This window comes from Caballeronia jiangsuensis (genome assembly GCF_046030135.1).
In the GTDB taxonomy this organism is placed as follows: Bacteria; Pseudomonadota; Gammaproteobacteria; order Burkholderiales; family Burkholderiaceae; genus Caballeronia; species Caballeronia jiangsuensis.
Map to the genome: position 1 here is coordinate 189,260 of NZ_JAQQDB010000012.1, position 16,724 is coordinate 205,983.

A 16,724-nucleotide genomic window follows, 5' to 3' on the forward strand; every position below is an offset into this window, starting at 1 on the left:
AGCCTCATTCGATATGTTGTTATATGCTCCGTGTGTTGGGAATCAGACGGACAAGGAGCAGTCATGGATCTGGCGATGGCAATGGGCGTCGCGATGTTCGCCCTCTTCGGCGCGAGCACGGCAATCTTCCTCTACAAGCTGACGATCTGACGGCGGAATCGCGGCTCGCCACGCCGCGCGCTTTCTTTCGTATTGCCTGTATTCTGTTTGCGATTGTTCTTCGTTTCCCCAACGATTGACTGTCGACGCATTTTGTGTGCGGTTTGCGCTTGGCGCGGGTTTTCACCAGCGGCATAATCGGTCCCGTTTGCGCGCCGTATCGACTTTTCCTTCCTGTTCCAATTTCCCTTTCGCCTCGTTCGGCTTCGCGTGATGCGAGGGATGGAACTGCACGGCGCGTCCTTCTTCCTCCTCAAAAAAGGACCGACGCGTGACTCTGTGGTTTCTCGTATTCCTGAGCGTGCTCCAGGGCGTGACCGAACTCTTTCCGGTCAGCAGTCTGGGCCACACCTTGCTCGTTCCCGGCCTGATCGGCATGCATATCGACAAGCATGCGCCGCAATTGCTGCCGTTTCTCGTCGCGTTGCACCTGGGCACGGCCGTCGCGCTGCTCTGGTATTTCCGCGTGCGCTGGATCGCGCTGATTCGCGGCTTCTTCGCGTCGCTCGGCGGCCGCAAGAACGACGACGGCCACATGATGTGGGCGCTCATCATCGGCACGATTCCGACGGGTATCGTCGGGCTGGTGCTCGAAAAACGGCTCGAAGTCATTTTTCACGATTTGCGGATCGTCGCGGCGGCGCTGATCGTCAATGGCGTGCTCCTGTGGCTGGGCGACCGTCTGCAGAAAAGCCGCGCGATGCGGGCGCCCGAGAAGCTCACATTCAGGCAGGCGTTTCTGGTCGGTCTGGCGCAGATCGGCGCGCTGATCCCAGGTTTTTCGCGCAGCGGTCTGACGATGATCGCGGGCGTGGGCGCGGGACTCACGGCCGAGGCGGCGGCGGAATTCTCGTTCCTGCTCGGCACGCCGATCATCTTCGCGGCGGGCGTGCTCGAATTGCCGAAGCTCTTCCACGCGCCGGGGCAACTGGCCGACTCGCTGCTGGGCGGCGTGCTGACGGGCATTGCGGCGTATCTCAGCGTGCGCTTCCTGATGCGCTACTTCGAAGGCCACGGCAAGCTCGCGTCGTTCGGCGTGTATTGCGTGATCGCTGGGATCTTCTTCTTCGGCTGGTTCATGATGCATCCGCAGCCGGTGTGATGAACTCGGGCCAAGCGGGGCGGCGAATGAGGTAAAATCGCGATCTCTTCTGATTCGCGCGGCGGCTTTCTGCCCTTGCCGCGCGCTCCGGTTCTCCGCCCTTAGCTCAGCTGGATAGAGCAACGGCCTTCTAAGCCGTAGGTCACACGTTCGAGTCGTGTAGGGCGGGCCAAATGGCCTGCGTCGAGCCCAGTCTTTGCGACTGGGCTTTTTGCTTTTGTGGCGTCCGTGCAGGCAGCCGACAACGTCAGCATGCCTAATCGATTCGGCACATACCGCATTCCTGGCCCGCTTCCTGCCCATTCCTGAGTTGCGTGCGCGCGCCCGATCCCCGCGATCCCGCGCCCCGCAACGCATCGGAAAAATTAACCATCTCGTACAAGCGAGTGTTCCGCCCATCCACGGTGCGCCGATGCGTCATCGTGGCGCGCGATGCGCCATAACGGTGACAGCGACAGGCCTGATCGACGCCAGAGGAATGACTTGAACAAACGAGCATACGAATCCAGCCTTGCGCAATGCTCGCTATGGAACCGCAAGCAGTCGCGCCTGCAACCGGAGTCGCGGCGCGTGCTGCTCGCGTTGCCGGAGCGCGTGCTCGGTGCATCGCTCGCGTCCTTGTTCGAACTGAAGGGCTTTCCCGCGCAACTCGCGGTGGACGCGTCCTCGCTCAGGCAGATCGTCGGGGAATGGCGTCCACATGTGCTTTTTCTCGATACGCGCGTCGGTGGCTGCGGCAATTACGCGCTGGTCCGCGCGCTACGCGAACTCGACGACGACGCGAATCGCCTCATCATCGCGATGAGCGGCTTTCTGCCGGAAGAGCCGATCGCGCATCTCAGGGAAGCGGGCTACGACGGGCATTGCCGCCGCCCGTGTCCAGTGTGGCAGATGACCGATCTGCTCGACGAGTTCTTCGCATGTCACGCGGTGCGTTGAGCGCGCCGTCTTGCTGCCGCATCGCGCGAGCATAGCTGCGCGGGCCGAACACGACATTCAGCGCGATCATCGCGACGAGGCTCGCGGCCAGCATCATCCACGACATCGAGAAGCCGCCGCTCACATCGCGCACGACACCCGCGACGACCGGCGCGATCGCCGCGATGACGAAGCCCACGCCCTGCACGAACGCGACGAGCCGCGCGGCCAGTGCGGGGTCGTCGGCGTGATCGAGCGTCAGCACGAGCGACAGTGCGAACACGCCGCCGAGCCCGCCGCCGAGCAACGCCACGACCACGAGCGGCGCCGAAAGCGGCGCGGCGAGCAGCAGGCCGAAGCCCGCCAGTTGCGCGACGAGACCGAGCGCGATCCACGGCCGACGATCCCGGCCGCGCCCGAAGCGAGCGGCCGCCATCGGCAGCAGCAATGCCGACGATGCCTGGAATACCGTGAGCATCGCAAGCAGCGCGCCGCTCTCGGTCACGCCGCGGCCGAGTTGCTGGTAGTACGCGGGCATCCACGCGACGAGGCTCGTATAGCCGCCATTGACGAGCCCGAAGAAGATCCCGAGCGTCCACGCCCGGCGATTGAGAAAGAGCGACGGCGCGGGCTTCGCGGAACCTGCCGATGAAGCGCGAGGCAACGCGTCCGCGCGCATCAGGAGCATCCACACCGCCAGCGCGATCAGCGCGGGCAACGCCCAGAACGCGAGCCCCGCCTGCCACGACACGCGCGATGCGACCGCCGGCGTGATGCTCGCGCCGAGTCCGCCGCCCGCCATGATCGATGCGGAGTAGAGGCCCATCGCGAAGGGCAGGCGCGCGGCGAAGCGTGTCTTCATGACGCCGGGCAGGAGCGCCTGAATGACCGCGACGCCCGTGCCTGCGATCGCCGCGCTCGCGATGAGTGCAGCCGCGTTCCCGGCGAAGAAACGTCCCGCGCAGGCGGCGACGATCGCGATAAGCCCGATCGCCACGCCGCGCGCCTGGCCGACGGAGCGTGCAAGCGCGCTCGCGCCGAACGCGCACACGCCCATCGCGACGACAGGCAGGCCGGTCAGCATCGACGCGCCGCGAAACGACAATCCCGTCGCGTGCAGAATCACGCCCATCAGCGGGCTGATCGACGTGAGCAGCGGCCGAAGGTTCAGGCCGATCGCGACGATCACCGCGAGCCACGCAAGGTTCGATGCACGCAGGTTCATCGCGCGAACCCGAACGATCGTGCGCCGACGATCCAGGTCGATGGTTTCATGTGATGGAATCCTCCGGTGATTCATGCGATTTGGTTGACCATTTTATCAGTATTTGGTCAACCAAAAATACGCTGAACCTGATAGACCGAATTCACGCCAGCGCGTGTGCACTCGATACAATGCGATTCAACGCAAGCACGACCAGGCATCATGGCATCACGCAAGGACACATCAACCAACGAAGCCGCGGCCGCGACGCCGCCCGACGAACGCGTGTACGCGGCGATCACTTCCGCGCTTTTGCACGGCAAGCTCGCGCCCGGCGCGCAGCTCGTCGAGCGCGAGCTGGCCGCCGCGTTCGACTGCACGCGCGGCACGATCCGAAAGGTGCTGGCGAGGCTCGGCGCCGAAGGCAAGCTCACGCTGGAAGCGAATCGCGGCGCGTTCGTGCCGTCGCCGACGCCCGCCGATATCCGCGAGGTGTATCGCGCGCGGCAGGTCGTGGAGGCGGGCATCGTCGCGGTACTGTGCGGCACGCTGGGCACGCCGGCGAAACGCGCGCTGCGCGCCCACGTCAAGGCCGAGCAGCACGCGGTGAAGGCGGGGAGCGTGGAGGAGTGCGTGCGGCTCGCGGGCCACTTCCATCTGCTGCTCGCGGAGCTGGCGGGCGCACCGGACGTGCAGGCGTTTCTCGCGAAGCTGGTCGCGAAGACCGAACTCTACAAGGCGCTGTTCGATCCGTCGAAGTTGTCGAACTGTTCGTCGGACGAGCACGGACGACTCGTCGATGCCCTAGAGGACGGCGATCTCGCTGCCGCGCTCACCGCGATGCGCACGCATATCGACGAACTGGAAGCGCGCGTGCTGGCGCAGGCGAGCGGCGTGCGCACCAACGATCTGGCGTCGCTCTTCGCGGGCGCGTGAGCATCGGCGCAAAAAAAACGGGCCGCGGCGTAAAAGCCGCGGCCCGTCTCGTTACAGCGCCGGCAGATATCGCTTATTGCGAGAAGTCGAGCGCGTTGGTCAGATCGCCCATCGCCTTGCCGCCGTTGGCGACGAGTGCGTCGTCGCGCGATTTCAGGCCCGGCAATTCCGGCAGGCTGTAGCGCTTGGTGATGAAGCGCAGGATCGACGTCGTGTCGTATTGCGTGTGATCGACGAAGCCCTTCTTCGCGTACGGCGAGATGATGAGCGCCGGAATACGCGTGCCCGGACCCCAGCGGTCGCCCTTCGGCGGCGCGACGTGATCCCAGAAGCCGCCGTTTTCGTCGTAGGTCACGACGACGACCATGTTCTTCCACTGCGGACTCTTCTGCAGATGGGAGATCAGATCGGCGATGTGCTGGTCGCCCTGCGCGACGTCCGTATAACCGGCGTGCTCGTTCAGGTTGCCCTGTGGCTTGTAGAACGCGACTTGCGGCAGCGTGCCCGCATCGATCGCCTTGATGAACTCCGAACCGTTCGTGCCGCCGTCGAGCAGATGCTGCGCGCGCGCCGCCGTGCCCGGTGCGAGATCGGCGAAGTAGTTGAACGGCTGATGGTGCGTCTGGAAATCAGGCACCACATTGACCGCGCCGTTGATGACCGAACGGTCCGCCAGCGCCGCCGCCCACGAGCCGCCGTACCATGCCCAGCTCACGCCGGCCGTGTTCAGCAGATCGCCGATGTGCTGCTGCGTTTGCGGGGGCAGGGTCGTCGGCTGGGTCGGGTCCGCGAGGTTCGCATCGCCGCCGGTGACCGGCTTGTTGCCGCTCGGCTGATACGGCGGCTGCATCGTGTTCACCGCATAGAAGTCGGGCGTGAGCGTGCCTGAGTTCACGAACTGCGCGTCGGCCGAGCCGGTCATCGCGGAGGGCGGAGGATTCGTCTTCGTCTTGAGCGACACGCCATCCGGATTCACCGCGGAAATCGATCCCTTGGCGACGCTCGTGTCCGCGTTCGGATAGACCGGCGTACATGCGCAGATGAGCCACTGGTGGTTCAGGAACGAGCCGCCGAACGCGCTCATGAAGAAGTTGTCCGCGAGCGTGTATTGCTGCGCGATCTTGTAGAGCGGCAGCTTGTCCGGCGGCGTGTCGTAGTGACCCATCACGAGACCGCCCGAGTCGCCCCATGCGGCGAACTTGTCGTTCTTGCCGCCGTCGATCTGCATCTGGTTCTCGTAGAAGCGGTGATACAGATCGCGCGTCGTGACGTTGAGCTGCGTGTTGAAGCCGTTGGGATCGTCGATTGCGAACGGCGTGTTCGGCAGGTTCGCCGTCATCGCTTCGGAAATCGCGGGCGTCACGCCCTTCGCCGTCAGGCCGGTCCAGATCTTCGGCAACGTCGCGAGCACGCTGCCGTCGCGATCGAGCTGCTGCGAGTTCGCCGCAGTCACGTTCTGCAGACCGTTCGCGCCGGGGAAGTGCCCGTACAGATTGTCGAAGCTGCGGTTTTCCGCGTAAATCACGACGACGTTCTTCACCGAAGAAATATCGCTGGTCTGATGATCGTCGCCGCCGCATGCGTAGAGGCCGAATGCGAGCGCCGCCGCGAGCGGCACCGCGCAAACGAGTTTCTTGTTCATTGAGATTCTCTCTTGTGTTGGGGACCGGCGCGTGGCGCGGGCGTCGTCGTCGGAAAGCCTTTACCCGCCGGCGAGCGCAGTGTCGCAATGCAAATTGACGCCGCCATGTAATAAGGCTTTCGTTTGCGTAATGTTCGCTTAATAAATTTCGCCCGGCGCACCGGGAATGGCAGCCTCGCGGCTTGTCACATGAAAGACACGCGCACGACATACGCTTCGGCATCTTTCAATTCCGATCCTCACGTCCATGTCTTCGATGCGTTTGCCGTCCGTCTTTGTTGGTCTCGCGTTCGTCGCGTTATCGGTGGCGATGAGCGGCTGCGATTCCCATGCGGCGGACCAGGGCGCGAGCGGGCAGACGCAGGCCGCGACGAGCATCGCGGCCAACCCGGCGCCGCATGGCCAGTCGCGCGCGGAGGTGTTCGCGCATGTGAAGCAGATGACGTCGCTCGGCGAGAAACTGTTCTTCGATCCGTCGCTGTCCGGGTCGGGCAAGCTCGCATGCGCGTCGTGCCATAGCCCGAGCCATGCGTTCGGGCCGCCGAACGCGCTATCCGTGCAACTGGGCGGCAACGACATGCATCGGCCGGGATTCCGCGCGGTGCCGTCGCTCAAGTACCTGCAGTCGGTGCCGGCGTTCACGCGCCATTTCCACGATTCCGACGACGAAGGCGACGAGAGCGTCGATGCCGGCCCGACCGGCGGCCTCACATGGGACGGCCGCGTCGATCATGGCTCGGACCAGGCGCGCATTCCGCTCTTGTCGTCGTTCGAAATGGGCAGCACGCCCGCCAGGGTGACGGCCGCGGTGAAGGCATCGCCCTATGCCGACGACTTCCGCAAGGCGTTCGGCGCCAATGTGTTCGACAGCGACGACAAGGTGTTCGCCGCGGTGCTGCAATCGCTCGAAGCGTTCGAGCAGACGCCCGAGAAGTTCTATCCGTACACGAGCAAGTACGACGCGTTCCTCGCCGGCCGCGCGAAGCTCAACGACGCCGAGATGCACGGCCTCCAGCTCTTCAACGACGAGAACAAGGGCAACTGCGCGTCGTGCCACATCAGCCAGCGCGCGAAGGATGGTTCGCCGCCGCAGTTCAGCGACTTCGGCCTGATCGCGATCGGCGTGCCGCGCAATCGTGCGCTGCCGGTCAACAGGAACCCGAATTTCCACGATCTCGGCGCGTGCGGTCCCGAGCGCCGCGATCTGACGGGTCAGGACGAGTATTGCGGCATCTTCCGCACGCCCACGCTGCGCAATGTCGCGCTGCGCAAGACGTTCTTTCACAACGGCATCTATCACAACCTCGAAGACGTGGTGCGCTTCTACGTCGAGCGCGACACGAACCCGGAGAAGTTCTATCCGGTGTCGAAGAAGGGCGTCGTCCAGAAGTTCGACGATTTGCCGAAGCGCTACTGGGAGAACATCAACACCGAGGCGCCGTTCGATCGCAAGAAAGGCGACAAGCCCGCGCTCGACGAAGCCGAGATCAGGGCCGTCGTCGCGTTCCTCGACACGCTCACCGACGGCTACGATCCCGCGAAGGACAAGAACTCGCAGAAGGGCATCGGCATCAACGAAATGAAGTCCGCTTCCAACTAGCGCACGCCCATGCGGCGTGGGCGCCGAGCGCGCCGCGTCATGCTATTCTCCTTGCGACTGCCCACACGGGCCGAGTTGATGAATCGCCGTTGCCGCTCTGGCCGCATTTGCAGACGGCATGCTCATCCGCAAAGAGGACACTTCAATGCCGATCACACATCGAACGCTCGCTCGCGCTTCTTTCCAGACTCTCGCAGCGGCTGCGCTCGTTGCCGCGAGCACGGCCGCGTCGGCCGCGAATCTCGGATTCCTGAACAACACGCCGATCACCTACATGAAGCAGCGCGACCTGCAGGCGCTCAACGACGCCGCGCAGATCGCGCTCAATACCAAGAAGGACGGTGAATCGCTCGACTGGGACAACAAGGGCACGGGCAATACGGTTCCGATCAACGGCACCGTGACGCCGCAGGAAACCTTCGATTCCGGCGGGCTCAAGTGCCGCAAGGTCACGCTCGTCGCGCAAGCGAAAGGGCAGACGCAGACCTGGATGCCGGTCGCCTGCAAGGGGAGCGACGGCAAGTGGAAACTCAAGAAGCAGTGATGAACGGGGAACGGTGTCGATGAGCGCCCGCACCGTATCGTGCGGCGTCGTCATCCTGAACGGGCAGGGCGACGTGCTGCTGTGCCACGCGACCGAAACCACGCACTGGGACGTGCCCAAGGGCGCCGCCGATCCCGGCGAGAGCCCGCGCGAGGCGGCGTTGCGCGAGCTCGTCGAGGAGACGGGTATTGTGTTGCCCGCCGGGCGGCTTAAGGATCTCGGGCGCTTTGTTTATCGTCGTGATAAGGATCTGCATCTTTTCGCCGTGCGCGTGGGCGAGGATGAAGTGCGGATCGAAAACTGCGTGTGCGAATCGTACTTTCCGCGCTATAGCGATGGGACGATGATTCCTGAGATGGATGCCTACCGATGGGTCAGTCCTGCGGACGTCGATACGTTTGCGAGCCGCAGCCTCGCGAGGTTGTTTCAGACGACGTTATCGCTTGTTGAGTTGCATGAGATGCTTTAGGGTTTTTTTGTGGAATCCTGATTTCTTTTTGGTTTATTAGCGTTGCCCCTGTGCGGGGCGGCAGTCACTTTCTTTGCTGCTGCAAAGAAAGTAACCAAAGAAACAGCTATCCCCAGCCTAAGCACTTCACACCGGCCGCGGCACAGGCGATTGGCCAAATGGCACGGCAGTAGCGAGTGCCCCCACAAAACTCACCGGGCTTGGACCGCGCACGGTCTGCCGCACCAAGTGTTTAAGCGCGCTGGTTCAGCACCAAAGAGCTTCGGCACAGCGCTACGCGCTGCCGTTGGGTATGCGAGGGAAACCGTCGAAGAAGAAGCGCACGCGGACCCGATTGACCCATCGGCCGCGAAGCGGGCCGGAGCCATTTCGTGCTGAACCAGTCAGTGAAGCGGTGCGATGTGTCAGACCGTGCGCGAGCCAAGCCCGATTGGGCCTTTGGGGGCGACACTTAGGCGAGGGCCACCGCGGGCTGGCAAGCATGGCCAACGTGCGTGTGACCGCGGGCGATGAGAAGCTGCTTTCTTTGGTTACTTTCTTTGCAGCAGCAAAGAAAGTGACCCCCGCCCCGGGGAGGGGCAGTGCTAATAGACCACCGCGAACCCGGGATCCGGCGAAAACCCAACTCAGTCACGCACACAGGATCCGGGCGAAAAAAACCCAACTCAATCAACCGTACGGTCATTAGGATTGGCAAACAACGCCTTCATCTCCGGCGACATCGGGAATTCCAGGTTCATGCCATCCGGCGGAATCGGCCGCATGAACCACGTGTCGTAGAGCTTCGCAGCTTCGCCGGAACGCTGCATATTGGCGATCACATCATCCACGATGCGCTTGAACACCGGATCGCCCTTTCTCATCATGCACCCATACGCCTCGTTCGCCAGCGATGCGCCCGTCACCGTATATTCGTTGCGCGCAGCGCCTTCCTGGGCGATCTTGCCGTAGAGAAGCGGATCGTCCATCACGAACGCCACCGCGCGATCCGACTTCAGCGCGGCGAACGCTTCAGCATGATCGCGCGCGCTGATGATGCGCAGATTCAGCTTCTTGTCGATGCTCATCTGCCGCAACATGCGCTCATCCGATGTGCCCGCCGTCGTCGCCACCGTCTTGTTCGCGAGGTCCGCGTAATCGCGGATGCCCGACTTCTTCTTCACGGCCATGCGGATGCCGTACTGGAAGAAGCTGTTCGAAAACGCGACGAGCGGATCGCGGTCGGCCACATGCGCGGTCGAGCCGCATTCCAGATCGACCTGATTGTTCACGACATACGAGATGCGGTTCGCCGACGTGACCTGCACGTTCTTCACCGCGAGATTCGGCAGTTTGAGGCGCTTCTTGATCTCGTCGACGACTTTCAGCGCGATGTCGTACGAGTAGCCGACCGGCTGCTGCTTCACCGTGTACGAGAACGGCACCGACGACTCGCGTGTGCCGAGCACGATCGCGCCGTTCTCCACGATCTTGCGCAGCGTCGCGGAAGGCGGCATCTGATCGACGGTGGCCTGCGCCGTGGCGAGTTCGGCAGCGGTGGCGCCATGCGCGCCGGCGGATGCGAGCACGAGCCACGAGGCGAGGGCGGCACTTCGTTGCGCCCAGGTGCGATGCGGCGCGAAGGCATGCGGCAGCTTCATGGATGTCCTCGTTAGAAGCGGCGTGCGGTGAGTCCGGCGAGATTCACCGAGTGCGCCGCGTGGCTGCGCGGCGCCTTTGTTACGTCGATATCAGGCCGGTTTGCCCCAGCTGTCGCGCAGGCTCACGATGCGGTTGAACACCGGCTTGCCCGGCTGCGAATCCACACGGTCTGCGACGAAATAGCCGTGCCGCTCGAACTGGACGCGGTCTTCGGCGTTCGCATCGCGCGCGCTCGGCTCGAGATAGGCGTTCACGACGCGCTTCGAATCCGGGTTGAGCGCATCGAGGAATTCCGCGCCGCCCGCGCCGGGCTGCGGTTCCTTGAAGAGACGGTCATAGAGGCGCACTTCGGCCGCATACGCGGTGGCCGCGCTGACCCAGTGGATCGTGCCCTTCACCTTGTAGTTGTTCGCGCCTTCCGTGCCCGACCGGCTGTCCGGGAAGTAGTTGCAATGGACGGCGATCACGTTGCCGTTCTCGTCCTTGTCCGCGCCCGTGCATTCCACGACGAAGCCGTATTTCAGGCGTACCTTGTTGCCCGGGAAGAGGCGGAAATAGCCCTTCGGCGGCGTTTCCTGAAAGTCCTCGCGCTCGATCCACAACTCGCGCGAGAACGGGAACGTGCGCACGCCGCGATCCGGATGATGCGGATGCACCGGCGCGCTGCACGACTCGCTCTGTCCTTCCGGATAGTTGTCGATAATGAGCTTGAGCGGATCGAGCACGCCGATCGCGCGCGGCGCTTTCTCGTCGAGATCGTCGCGCAATGCGCCTTCGAGCACGCTCATGTCGATCCACGAATCGACCTTGGTGACGCCCACGCGCTCGACCATCAAGCGGATGCTTTCCGGCGTGAAGCCGCGCCGGCGCACACCGACAATGGTCGGCATGCGCGGATCGTCCCAGCCGTCGACGTGATTGTCCTGCACGAGTTGGAGCAGCTTGCGCTTGCTCGTGATCGCGTACGTGAGGTTCAGGCGCGAGAACTCGATCTGCTGCGGCAGCGGACGTTGAAACACGCCGTCGTCCGCGAGTTGCGCGAGGAACCAGTCATAGAGCGGCCGATGATCCTCGAATTCCAGCGTGCAGAGCGAGTGCGTGATGTTCTCGATCGCGTCCGACACGCAGTGCGCGTAGTCGTACATCGGGTAGATGCACCACGTGTCGCCCGTGCGGTAATGATGCGCGAAGCGGATCCGATAGATCACCGGATCGCGCATGTTGAAGTTCGGCGACGCCATGTCGATCTTCGCGCGCAGCACGTGCTCGCCTTCCTTGAACTCGCCCGCCTTCATGCGGCGGAAGAGGTCAAGGTTCTCTTCGGGCGTGCGGTCGCGATACGGTGAATTGATGCCCGCTTCGGTGGCCGAGCCGCGCGTCGCGCGCATCTCTTCGGCGGTCTGACTGTCGACGTACGCCTGGCCCTTGGCGATGAGCATCTCGGCGAACTCGTACAGCTTGTCGTAGTAGTCGCTCGCGAAGTATTTGTGCTCCGCGCCGTCCTTGTTCCAGTCGAAGCCGAGCCATTTCACGGCGTCGATGATCGAATCGACGTATTCGACGCTTTCCTTCTCGGGGTTCGTGTCGTCGAAGCGCAGATGGCACACGCCGCCGTACGCCGCGGCGAGACCGAAGTTCACGCAGATGCTCTTCGCATGGCCGATGTGCAGATAGCCGTTCGGCTCGGGCGGAAAGCGCGTCTCGACCCGCTGCGCCCATTTGCCGGAGCGGTTGTCGTCTTCGATGATGTTGCGAATGAAATTGGATGGCGCCGGAGCGTCGTTGCGATCGGTGTTCATGCGAAAGAGAGTGCCAGCGGATGCGCTCGCGCGCGTGAAACGGTTCGGGAAGCGTTCCTTGCGGCCAGCCGGCCAGAAACGCGTACGAATGCCTTGAATATTGGGTCGATTCTACCTTACGCAACCATCCGGAGCAGGCCGCGACGGCGTTCGTCGCGCGATTCGCACAGTCGCCTCCTTTTGTCCTTTTGCGAGTTCCATTACACGGTGTGTGCGCGATAACGCGCTTCGTAACCGCCGTAACGGGACGTAAATCGCGTTGAAAGGCACGGGTGCGCGATTCTAAGATCGGCTCGCCTGCATCGATCGCAGGCATGCACGAAAAGCACGACACATCACAACGATAAAACAAGGAAGCCCATCATGAAGAAGATCGCCCTCACGACGCTCAGGTTCGCCGCTGCAGCCGCGCTCGTATCGAGCCTCGCGGCCTGCGCGAACGTGTCCCGCCAGCAGGCGCACGCCGGAGTCGGCGCGGCCGCGGGCGGCGCGCTCGGCTATCTGGTCACGGGCGGGCCGATCGGCACTGTCGCGGGCGCGGCGGCGGGCGGTCTGATCGGCGCCGGCGTTCGCTGATCTCCGCTCAGATTGCCTTCGACGCCCGCAACTGCGCGATTTTCGCCTCGTCGTAACCGAGCACTTCGGCGAGTACGCTCGTCGTGTGCTCGCCCAGTAACGGCGGATGCGTGCGCGCTTCGGGCGGCGTCGCGCTCATCTTGATCGGACTCGCGACGACCTTCACCGTGCCGGCCGTCGGATGCGGCAAATCGATCTGCATCTTGCGCGCGAGCACCTGCGGATCTTCGAACACTTCGCCGAGATCGTTGATCGGACCGCACGGCACGCCCGCGGCTTCGAGTTCCGCGATCCATTCGTGCTTGCCCTTCAGCCGCACCATGTCCGCGAGAATCGGCACGAGGATGTCGCGGTTGCGCACGCGCGACGGATTCGCCGCGAAACGCGGATCGTCGGCCAGATCCGCGCGACCGCCGACGTCGACGAACTTGCGGAACTGCCCGTCATTGCCCACGGCGACGATGATCCAGCCGTCGCTCGTCTGGAAGGTCTGATACGGCACGATGTTCGGATGCGCGTTGCCCCAGCGCACCGGCGGCGTGCCGCTCGCGAGGAAATTGGTGTTCATGTTGGCGAGCATGGCGACCTGGACATCCAGCAGTGCCATGTCGATGTATTGGCCTTCGCCCGTGCGGTCGCGGTGCGCGAGCGCGGTGAGCACGCCGATTGTCGCGTACATGCCGGTCATCAGGTCCGCGATCGCCACGCCGGCCTTTTGCGGACCGCCGCCGGGCTGCCCGTCGCGCTCGCCGGTGATGCTCATGAACCCGCCGATGCCCTGCACGATGAAGTCGTAGCCCGCGCGCTGCGCATACGGCCCGGTCTGTCCGAAGCCCGTGACCGAGCAATAGACGAGGTCCGGCTTCACGGTCTTCAGCGATTCGTAGTCGAGCCCGTACTTCTTCAGTTGCCCGGCCTTGTAGTTCTCCAGCACGACATCGCTTTGCGCGGCCAGCTCGCGGACGATCCGCTGGCCTTCCGGCGTGGCGATATCCACCGTCACGGAACGCTTGTTGCGGTTCGCGGCGAGATAGTACGCGGCCTCGTGCGTGTCCTCGCCGCCGGGCGTCTTCAGGTAGGGCGGGCCCCAGTGGCGCGTATCGTCGCCGGTTTCGGGCCGCTCGATCTTGATGACGTCCGCGCCGAAATCGGCGAGGGTCTGCGCGCACCACGGTCCCGCCAGCACGCGGGTCAGGTCCAGCACGCGGATATGGCTCAAGGCTCCCATTCGATGGTTCGCTCGCTCAAATTGTCTCCGGACTGCGAATGTCGCACAGAACGGCCGCGCGTGCGAGACCGGGCATACCGCGCGGACACGCCGCGCGCCCGGCTGCGCGCGGCGAATCCCGTATAATCGACAATCACCCTTGCCGCGCCGGCAACGCTCGAAGCGAGCCGCCCGCGAGCACCATCAAAGAACCGAAGACACGCCCCGTACGCTATGAAAGCCGCCGAAATACGCGAGAAATTCCTGAAGTTTTTCGAATCGAAGGGCCATACGATCGTGCGTTCGTCGAGCCTCGTGCCCGGCAACGACCCGACGCTGCTCTTCACCAACTCGGGCATGGTCCAGTTCAAGGACGTGTTCCTGGGCAGCGAATCGCGTCCGTACTCGCGCGCGACCACCGCGCAGCGCAGCGTGCGCGCGGGCGGCAAGCACAACGATCTGGAGAACGTCGGTTACACCGCGCGCCATCACACGTTCTTCGAGATGCTCGGCAACTTCTCGTTCGGCGATTACTTCAAGCGCGACGCGATCCACTATTGCTGGGAACTGCTGACCAAGGTCTACAACCTGCCGGCGGAAAAACTCACGGTGACCGTCTACCAGGAAGACGACGAAGCCTTCGACATCTGGGCGAAGGAAATCGGCGTGCCGGTCGAGCGCATCATCCGCATCGGCGACAACAAGGGCGCGCGTTACGCATCGGACAACTTCTGGCAGATGGCCGACACCGGCCCGTGCGGTCCGTGCTCCGAAGTGTTCTACGACCACGGCCCGGAAATCTGGGGTGGCCCGCCGGGGTCTCCTGAAGAAGACGGCGACCGTTTCATCGAGATCTGGAATCTCGTGTTCATGCAGTTCAACCGCGACGCGCAGGGCAACATGACGCCGCTGCCCAAGCAGTGCGTCGATACGGGCATGGGCCTCGAACGGCTCGCCGCCGTGCTGCAGCACGTGCACAGCAACTACGAAATCGATCTGTTCCAGACGCTCATCAAGGCCGCGAGCCGCGAGACGAACACCGCCGATCTGGAAAACAACTCGCTGAAGGTGATCGCGGACCACATCCGCGCGTGCTCGTTCCTCATCGTCGATGGCGTGATTCCCGGCAACGAAGGCCGCGGCTACGTGCTGCGCCGGATCGTGCGCCGCGCGATCCGTCACGGCTACAAGCTCGGCAAGAAGGGCGCGTTCTTCCACAAGCTCGTGGCCGATCTCGTCGCGGAAATGGGCGCGGCGTACCCGGAACTGAAGGAAGCGCAACAGCGCGTGACCGACGTGCTGCGTCAGGAAGAAGAGCGCTTTTTCGAGACCATCGAGCACGGCATGTCGATTCTCGAAGGCGAACTCGCTGATCTGGAAAAGAAGGGCGTCAAGCAACTGGACGGCGAACTGGCGTTCAAGCTGCACGACACCTACGGCTTTCCGCTCGATCTCACGGCGGACGTGTGCCGCGAGCGCGGCGTGACCGTCGACGAACCCGCATTCGACGACGCGATGGCGCGTCAGCGCGATCAGGCCCGCGCGGCGGGCAAGTTCAAGATCGCGGCGGGGCTCGAATATGCGGGCGCGAAGTCCACGTTCCACGGCTACGAAAAGGAAATCTTCGACGACGCGAAAATCCTCGCGCTGTATGTCGAAGGCGCGTCGGTGAACGAGGCGAAGGACGGCCAGCAGGCGGTCGTCGTGCTCGATCACACGCCGTTCTATGCGGAATCGGGCGGCCAGGTGGGCGATCAGGGCGTGCTCGCGAACGCGAACGTGCGCTTCGCCGTCGCGGATACCTTGAAAGTGCAGGCCGATGTCGTCGGTCATCACGGCACGGTCGAGCAGGGCACGCTCAAGGTCGGCGATGTCGTGAAGGCCGAAATCGACGCTATTCGCCGCGCCCGCACCGCGCGCAATCACTCGGCCACGCACCTGATGCACAAGGCGCTGCGCGACGTGCTCGGCGGCCATGTGCAGCAGAAAGGCTCGCTCGTCGATGCCGACAAGACGCGCTTCGACTTCGCGCACAACGCGCCGATGTCGGACGACGAAATCCGCCGCGTCGAGCAGATCGTGAACAACGAGATCATCGCGAACGCGCCGGGCGTCGTGCGCGTGATGCCGTACGACGACGCGGTGAAGGGCGGCGCGATGGCGCTCTTCGGCGAAAAGTACGGCGACACGGTACGCGTGCTCGATCTCGGCTTCTCGCGCGAACTTTGCGGCGGCACGCACGTGCAGCGCACGGGCGATATCGGCTTCTTCAAGATCGTGATGGAAGGCGGCGTCGCGGCGGGCATTCGGCGCGTCGAGGCGATCACTGGCGACAATGCAGTGCGCTACGTGCAGGAGCTCGATTCCCGCATCAACGCGGCGGCGGGCGTTTTGAAGGCGCAACCTTCCGAACTCACGCAGCGTATTTCGCAGGTGCAGGAGCATGTGAAGTCGCTGGAGAAGGAGCTCGGCGCGCTGAAGTCGAAGCTCGCAGCCAGCCAGGGCGATGAACTCGTGTCGCAGGCCGTCGATGTGTCCGGCGTGCGCGTGCTCGCCGCGCAGCTCGAAGGCGCGGACGTGAAGACGCTGCGCGAAACCGTCGACAAGCTGAAGGACAAGCTCAAGAGCGCGGCGATCGTGCTTGCGTCGGTGGAAGGCGGAAAGGTCAGCCTGATCGCGGGCGTGACGGCGGATGCGTCGAAGAAGGTGAAGGCGGGTGAACTCGTCAACTTCGTTGCGCAGCAGGTTGGCGGGAAGGGCGGCGGTCGTCCGGATATGGCGCAGGCGGGGGGCACGGAGCCGGCGAATTTGCCGGCGGCGCTCGCCGGTGTGACTGGGTGGGTGCAGCAGCAGCTTTAGAGCGGATGTTCATTCGGCGGATGTTTGTCAAGTTCGCCGGATCCCGTTTTCTTGTCGGTCTATTGGCA

The 16,724-nt window shown here is 63.8% G+C and carries 13 protein-coding genes and 1 tRNA gene; 9 read left to right on the forward strand and 5 right to left on the reverse strand.

The genetic code is table 11. The features are described from left to right. Window positions 1-430: 430 nt before the first annotated feature. The 3 genes from PQR08_RS15285 to PQR08_RS15295 all read left to right on the forward strand — a co-directional run bounded on the left by PQR08_RS15285 (window position 431) and on the right by PQR08_RS15295 (window position 2,200). On the forward strand, window positions 431-1,261 hold the full coding sequence (locus PQR08_RS15285; protein WP_187605749.1) for an undecaprenyl-diphosphate phosphatase: 831 nt from the start codon (window positions 431-433) through the stop codon (window positions 1,259-1,261). 95 nt (window positions 1,262-1,356) lie between these two features. After that, window positions 1,357-1,433 (forward strand) — tRNA-Arg (locus PQR08_RS15290). 311 nt (window positions 1,434-1,744) lie between these two features. Beyond that, window positions 1,745-2,200, forward strand: a complete 456-nt coding sequence (locus tag PQR08_RS15295; RefSeq protein WP_238215377.1) for a response regulator — start codon at window positions 1,745-1,747, stop codon at window positions 2,198-2,200. Here the strand turns inward: PQR08_RS15295 and PQR08_RS15300 are convergent. Continuing rightward, a complete protein-coding gene (locus PQR08_RS15300; protein WP_408161727.1) occupies window positions 2,100-3,404 on the reverse strand; it encodes a cyanate transporter in 1,305 nt (434 codons plus the stop codon). The genes PQR08_RS15295 and PQR08_RS15300 overlap by 101 nt on opposite strands. A 201-nt stretch (window positions 3,405-3,605) precedes the next feature. Between PQR08_RS15300 and PQR08_RS15305 the strand changes: the two genes are divergently transcribed. Beyond that, a complete protein-coding gene (locus PQR08_RS15305) occupies window positions 3,606-4,319 on the forward strand; it encodes a GntR family transcriptional regulator (RefSeq protein WP_408161714.1) in 714 nt (237 codons plus the stop codon). Between the two features lie 73 nt (window positions 4,320-4,392). Here the strand turns inward: PQR08_RS15305 and PQR08_RS15310 are convergent, their stop codons facing one another. After that, window positions 4,393-5,961, reverse strand: a complete 1,569-nt coding sequence (locus PQR08_RS15310; RefSeq protein ID WP_238288593.1) for an acid phosphatase — start codon at window positions 5,959-5,961, stop codon at window positions 4,393-4,395. A gap of 247 nt (window positions 5,962-6,208) precedes the next feature. Between PQR08_RS15310 and PQR08_RS15315 the strand changes: the two genes are divergently transcribed. The 3 genes from PQR08_RS15315 to PQR08_RS15325 all read left to right on the forward strand — a co-directional run bounded on the left by PQR08_RS15315 (window position 6,209) and on the right by PQR08_RS15325 (window position 8,574). Then, window positions 6,209-7,561: a cytochrome-c peroxidase gene (locus tag PQR08_RS15315; RefSeq protein ID WP_408161716.1), complete on the forward strand. Its 1,353-nt coding sequence runs from the start codon at window positions 6,209-6,211 to the stop codon at window positions 7,559-7,561. Window positions 7,562-7,706: 145 nt separating this feature from the next. Then, window positions 7,707-8,105 (forward strand): RT0821/Lpp0805 family surface protein, encoded by a 399-nt coding sequence (locus PQR08_RS15320; protein ID WP_408161718.1) that lies wholly within the window; start codon window positions 7,707-7,709, stop codon window positions 8,103-8,105. Between the two features lie 19 nt (window positions 8,106-8,124). Next, on the forward strand, window positions 8,125-8,574 hold the full coding sequence (locus PQR08_RS15325) for an NUDIX hydrolase (protein WP_408161720.1): 450 nt from the start codon (window positions 8,125-8,127) through the stop codon (window positions 8,572-8,574). Between the two features lie 665 nt (window positions 8,575-9,239). Here PQR08_RS15325 and PQR08_RS15330 read toward each other — a convergent pair. Together PQR08_RS15330 and PQR08_RS15335 are read right to left on the reverse strand one after the other, a co-directional pair. Then, window positions 9,240-10,214 carry a transporter substrate-binding domain-containing protein gene (locus tag PQR08_RS15330; RefSeq protein WP_238215368.1) on the reverse strand — a complete coding sequence of 325 codons (975 nt, stop codon included), beginning with the start codon at window positions 10,212-10,214 and terminating at the stop codon, window positions 9,240-9,242. 90 nt (window positions 10,215-10,304) lie between these two features. Beyond that, window positions 10,305-12,014: a glutamine--tRNA ligase/YqeY domain fusion protein gene (locus PQR08_RS15335; protein WP_371880807.1), complete on the reverse strand. Its 1,710-nt coding sequence runs from the start codon at window positions 12,012-12,014 to the stop codon at window positions 10,305-10,307. 363 nt (window positions 12,015-12,377) lie between these two features. Here PQR08_RS15335 and PQR08_RS15340 point away from each other — a divergent pair, with 363 nt between their 5' ends. Beyond that, window positions 12,378-12,590 (forward strand): hypothetical protein, encoded by a 213-nt coding sequence (locus PQR08_RS15340; RefSeq protein ID WP_035510797.1) that lies wholly within the window; start codon window positions 12,378-12,380, stop codon window positions 12,588-12,590. A gap of 7 nt (window positions 12,591-12,597) precedes the next feature. On the opposite strand, the gene PQR08_RS15345 is transcribed toward PQR08_RS15340, so the two are convergent. Next, window positions 12,598-13,818: a CaiB/BaiF CoA transferase family protein gene (locus tag PQR08_RS15345; protein WP_408161722.1), complete on the reverse strand. Its 1,221-nt coding sequence runs from the start codon at window positions 13,816-13,818 to the stop codon at window positions 12,598-12,600. A 213-nt stretch (window positions 13,819-14,031) separates the two neighbouring features. On the opposite strand from PQR08_RS15345, the gene alaS reads away from it, so the two are divergent. Continuing rightward, the gene (gene alaS, locus PQR08_RS15350; RefSeq protein ID WP_408161724.1) at window positions 14,032-16,656 is read left to right on the forward strand and encodes an alanine--tRNA ligase; all 2,625 of its coding nucleotides are present in this window, start codon (window positions 14,032-14,034) and stop codon (window positions 16,654-16,656) included. Window positions 16,657-16,724 lie beyond the last annotated feature (68 nt).

Excerpts from the sequence above, each read along its gene's own strand:
- PQR08_RS15300 (WP_408161727.1), bottom strand. The coding sequence starts at position 3,404 with ATGAACCTGCGTGCATCGAACCTTGCGTGGCTCGCGGTGATCGTCGCG.
- PQR08_RS15305 (WP_408161714.1), top strand. The coding sequence starts at position 3,606 with ATGGCATCACGCAAGGACACATCAACCAACGAAGCCGCGGCCGCGACG.
- PQR08_RS15310 (WP_238288593.1), bottom strand. The coding sequence starts at position 5,961 with ATGAACAAGAAACTCGTTTGCGCGGTGCCGCTCGCGGCGGCGCTCGCA.
- PQR08_RS15315 (WP_408161716.1), top strand. The coding sequence starts at position 6,209 with ATGTCTTCGATGCGTTTGCCGTCCGTCTTTGTTGGTCTCGCGTTCGTC.
- PQR08_RS15320 (WP_408161718.1), top strand. The coding sequence starts at position 7,707 with ATGCCGATCACACATCGAACGCTCGCTCGCGCTTCTTTCCAGACTCTC.
- PQR08_RS15325 (WP_408161720.1), top strand. The coding sequence starts at position 8,125 with ATGAGCGCCCGCACCGTATCGTGCGGCGTCGTCATCCTGAACGGGCAG.
- PQR08_RS15330 (WP_238215368.1), bottom strand. The coding sequence starts at position 10,214 with ATGAAGCTGCCGCATGCCTTCGCGCCGCATCGCACCTGGGCGCAACGA.
- PQR08_RS15335 (WP_371880807.1), bottom strand. The coding sequence starts at position 12,014 with ATGAACACCGATCGCAACGACGCTCCGGCGCCATCCAATTTCATTCGC.
- PQR08_RS15340 (WP_035510797.1), top strand. The coding sequence starts at position 12,378 with ATGAAGAAGATCGCCCTCACGACGCTCAGGTTCGCCGCTGCAGCCGCG.
- PQR08_RS15345 (WP_408161722.1), bottom strand. The coding sequence starts at position 13,818 with ATGGGAGCCTTGAGCCATATCCGCGTGCTGGACCTGACCCGCGTGCTG.
- alaS (WP_408161724.1), top strand. The coding sequence starts at position 14,032 with ATGAAAGCCGCCGAAATACGCGAGAAATTCCTGAAGTTTTTCGAATCG.